Annotated in this window: 3 protein-coding genes; 1 reads left to right on the top strand and 2 read right to left on the bottom strand. The window is 68.1% G+C overall.

The window, feature by feature from the left end; translation table 11 throughout:
- Positions 1-339: endo-1,4-beta-xylanase (locus QEZ54_RS36150; protein WP_281309299.1), on the bottom strand; the 339-nt coding region annotated here is incomplete at its 3' end.
- Positions 340-1,130: 791 nt separating this feature from the next.
- On the opposite strand from QEZ54_RS36150, the gene QEZ54_RS36145 reads away from it, so the two are divergent.
- Positions 1,131-2,162 (top strand): LacI family DNA-binding transcriptional regulator, encoded by a 1,032-nt coding sequence (locus QEZ54_RS36145; RefSeq protein ID WP_281309298.1) that lies wholly within the window; start codon positions 1,131-1,133, stop codon positions 2,160-2,162.
- 96 nt (positions 2,163-2,258) lie between these two features.
- Here QEZ54_RS36145 and QEZ54_RS36140 read toward each other — a convergent pair whose 3' ends face one another.
- Positions 2,259-3,989 (bottom strand): cellulose binding domain-containing protein, encoded by a 1,731-nt coding sequence (locus tag QEZ54_RS36140; RefSeq protein ID WP_281309297.1) that lies wholly within the window; start codon positions 3,987-3,989, stop codon positions 2,259-2,261.
- Between the last annotated feature and the right edge of the window lie 239 nt (positions 3,990-4,228).

The following is a 4,228-nucleotide window of genomic DNA, read 5'->3' as shown; positions in this document are numbered from 1 at the left end:
GTTGGAGCCCGACAGGCTCTGCATCCAGCCGGGCTGCTGCCCATGCCAGGCAAGAGTATGGCCGCGCACCTTCAGGCCGCGCTGGGTCGCCCAGTTGTAGATCTGGTCACCGGCGCTGAAAGTGAACTGCCCCCGGTTCGGTTCGGTGGCGTCGATCTTCATCTCGTTCTCGGCCGTCACCATGTTGAACTCACGCGCCGCGATCGTCGTGTACGTCGAGTCGCCGAGCCGGCCACCCGCGATCGCCGTGCCGAAATAGCGGCCCGACTGAGCGGCTGCCGCACCCAGCGTGCTCTCCGCGGCGTCCGCGGACGGCATCATCACCGCGGCGGCGGCCACGGCTACGGCACTGACCACACCGGCCGTCAGCGCTCTGAGGGGAAGCGATCGCTTCCGCCGACTTCCGCCCCGGAGGGCGGAGGGGCTTGTAGGCACCTTGGCTTCCTTTCTGCCAGCGCCCGAGTCGTCTTGCTGCTACGACCGGACAACGCCTTTGAGAGATATATCGGCGCCGATGCTGCCATCGAGATGCGTTGCAAGGCAACAACTATCGGAAAACTTCCGGAAACAATTCCCGCGCTTCGATCTACAGAAAGAACAGGTCAAAGTCGGGTCCGACTTGATCGATCCCGACTGCGTAATGGCACTTCTTCTATTATCGAAGCCGACCCGATTTCGAAACTTTCGGGCGCGGGCGACGGCTCCCCCGGAGTCGGTGCGGGTCAGCGACCGCACGTCCAGCCGCGGACTCGACGAGGTCTGGCCGCGCAGTCGCTCGTGAGCACCGGCGGGAGCGCTCCCGTCTAGGTTGTGAGGTTGCCAGGCACCTTCCGAAGTTTCAAGATGCGTCGCATCGGATTTCGGAGATGGCACAATCGGCCGGAGCACAGATCGCCACATGACAGCAGCTCATGAGCCTTCCATGCGCCCGCACCGCGCAGCAACGGCCCGGAATGCGGGCCGCGAAATTTCGCGAACGACTCGCCGCCACGCCCTTTCATAACGCTTTTCACGAAAGCTGACGGCGAACTGGAAGATGCGGGGTGTCGTCATCCCGGACCATGACATCCCAGGGTGGATGCCCGGCCGTGCCCGCCCGCTCTGAGCCCGCCCTCCGTACACTCGCTGCCATGTTGGACAGCCCCGGACCTGCCCGGCGACGGCGCGTCGGCGACCTGCCCGTGGCGGCGATCGCCGAGCTCGCGGGGGTCTCGCCGCCGACGGTTTCGAAGGTCCTCAACGGCAGGGCGGGCGTCGGCGAACAGACCCGCCGGCGGGTGGAGGCACTCCTGCGCGACCACGGCTACCGCCGGTCGGCCCCCGCCCAGCCGAGTCAGCACCTCGAGGTCGTCTTCCACAACATGCTGAGCTCGATCGCCATGGAGATAATGCGCGGCGTCGCGGAGGTCGCCGCCGCCCAGGACCTGACCTTCGGCTACCTCGACGTGTCCCGCCGCGGCCGGACCGGCCCGCCGTGGGTGGACACGCTGCTGCGTCGCCGGCCGGCCGCGGTGATCGCAGTCACCTCCGCCGTCACCGCCGAGCACCGCGAGGCGCTGGAAGCCAACGGAGTCCCGCTGGTCGCCCTCGACCCCACCAGCGATCTGCATAGCACGCCCTCCATCGGCGCGACCAACTGGAGCGGCGCCCTGGACGCCACGCGACACCTGCTCGACCTCGGGCACCGGCGCATCGGCGTGCTGTCCGGTCCGGTCAAGGACCTCTCGTCCCGGGCCCGCCTGGACGGACTCCGGGCCGCCATGGACGCGGCGGGTGCGCCGTTCGACAAGCGGCTGCTGCGCAACGGGCTGTACACCTTCGAGCAGGGTCGCGAGCTCGCGCTGGAACTGCTTCGCCTGCCCGACCCGCCCACCGCCGTCGTGTGCGGCGACGACCTGCAGGCGCTGGGCGTCTATGAGGCGGCCCGCATCGAGGGTCTGCGCATTCCGTACGATCTCAGCGTCGTCGGCTTCGACGATGTCGAGCACGCCGCATGGTGTGCGCCCCCGCTGACCACGGTGCGCCAGCCGTTCGCCGAGATGGGCGCCACCGCCGCGAGGTTCGCCGTCGAGCTGGCTGCCGGTGAGACCCCTCGGCGGACTCGTATCGAGCTCGCCACGACCCTGATCGTACGGGGCAGCACCGCGCCACCGCGGACGTGAAGGCACCCGTCCTTGATTCGCCCTACCCGGTCGGGCGTGCGGCGCGGTGGCCGCCCCGCACGTCCGACCGGGACAGGTGCCGGTCCGGCGGCACCCTCAGAGGGTGATCACGACGGTCGAGATGCTGCGAGCGGCGACGTTGACGGAGACCTGCTGCCCGTTCACGGCGACCGACTGGCTGGCGGCGTTGGCGTTCTGCGAGGTGAGGAAGTGCTGCGCGCTCGTGATGTGCTGCGGGGCCTGGATCACGGCGTTGTTCACCGCGCTGGTCGACCGGTTGAGGATGACCAGGGTGATCTTTCCGGCGCCCACGTAGGCGGTCACCTCCAGCGGGGAGGCCTTCGAGCTCTTCGTCAGCGCGACCCGCTGGTATCCGGGGCGGACGTACTTCGCGTACTGGGAGAACGCGAAGCCGCGCTTCAGGGGAGCGCCCGCGGTGGTGCCGTATGCGGCCTCACCGTCACCGATGAAGGAGTAGTAGCGCTTGCCGTACCACCAGATGTAGGCGCCCCAGTTGGACTCCATCGACTTGTGCACGGTGCGCATGATGTCGTCGAGCGTCTCGTTCCAGACCGCGAGGTTGCTGGGGTTGCCCCAGATGTTGGAGCCGCCGCCGTCGGCCGCGTGCAGATTCCACTCGGTCATCCACACCGGCTTGTTGTACTGCCTGGCCAGGTTGTACGGGGCCAGCCGTCCCGCGGACTCGGTTCCGTACAGGTGACCGCCGATGTAGCCGAGGTTGTTGCGGGCACACGAGTCGTTCAGGCTGGGGTCGGTGTAGCTGTAGTTGAGGTTCACCGCCTCGGCGACCAGCAGCTTGGTGTTCTGCACCTTCGCACCCTGGGTGCACACGAAGTTCTGCAGCTCGGTGCCGCTCCAGTCCATCGAGTCGTAGTCCGGGTGCCAGTCCGGCTCGTTCTGCACCGAGGTGACATCGATCGGCACGCCCTGGTTGCGCATGTACTGCACGTAGCTGTTGAGGTGGTTGGCGTAGTCGTCGTAGTAGTCGGTCTTCAGCTTGCCGCCGTTGATACGGCTGTTGTTGGTCTTCCACGCCGCCGGCGCCGTCCACGGCGACGCCAGGATCTTCACCCCCGACCCGTACGACTTAGCCGTCTTCAGCGCGTTGACCTGGGTTCCCCACTCGCTGGAGACCGGAGAGATGCCGGTTCGCACGATCGACAGGCCGAGCTGGTTCTGTCCCAGCCCGACCAGGGTCTGCGTCTCGGCGGTCGACCAGGCACTCCCCCAGATCGACACGGCGGCCCCGAAGCCGTCGATGGTCTGGTACGTCGTGGCGCTGTTGACGGTGATGTCGGCAGGCCCCGTGGAGGGCCCGGTGCTCGGCGACGCGCTCGGCGACGGGCTTCGGGAAGCGCTCGGGGAGGCGCTCGGTGATGTCGGCGTGGTGCCGCCGGTGCAGGCCACTCCGTTCAGCGCGAAGCTCGCGGGAGCGGGGTTGCTGCCGCTCCACGAGGCGTTGAAGCCGAAAGCGGCGGTTCCGTTTGTCGCGAGCGATCCGTTGTAGCTGACATTCTTGGCGGTGACCGCGGCACCGCTCTGGGTCAAGGTCGTGTTCCAGAACTGCGTGACGGTCTGACCTGCGGTGTAGGACCAGGTCAGGGTCCAGTTCGCGATCGGGTCGCCGAGGTTCGTGATGGTGACGTTGGCCCCGAAACCGTCCTGCCACTGCGACGACACGGTGTAGTCCACCGCGCAGCCTGCGGCAGCGGCACCGGCCGGCAGCGCGACCGCGACCGCGGCCGACGCCAGCAGGACGGTGCCGGCCGATATCCAGGCGGCGTGGATGGTGCTGCGTTTCCTCATGGGGAGCTCCTTGAATGGATGACGACCGAATCGGCGGCTGCTCGCGACCGGGTCCCCCGGCAGGCCGGCGATGTCGGTACATGTGTGTGAGGTGGGCGGGCTCGTTCGACCGAGCCCGCCCTTCGTCCCTGCCCGCCCTCGGCCTGCCTGCACGATGCCGATCGGGCGCGGTGCGGGCCACCGCTCGTGCGCGGCAGAGCCTGGGTCGGACCGGTGACGGGTCCTACCGCTGCCGGGTG

Source organism: Catellatospora sp. KI3, assembly GCF_029948125.1.
In the GTDB taxonomy this organism is placed as follows: domain Bacteria; phylum Actinomycetota; class Actinomycetes; order Mycobacteriales; family Micromonosporaceae; genus Catellatospora.
The sequence above is the reverse complement of the archived record's forward strand: the minus strand, read 5'-3'. Positions and strand labels throughout refer to the sequence as shown.

What these genes read in the sequence shown, in the direction of transcription:
- QEZ54_RS36145 (WP_281309298.1), top strand. Translation starts at nt 1,131, where the DNA reads ATGTTGGACAGCCCCGGACCTGCCCGGCGACGGCGCGTCGGCGACCTG.
- QEZ54_RS36140 (WP_281309297.1), bottom strand. Translation starts at nt 3,989, where the DNA reads ATGAGGAAACGCAGCACCATCCACGCCGCCTGGATATCGGCCGGCACC.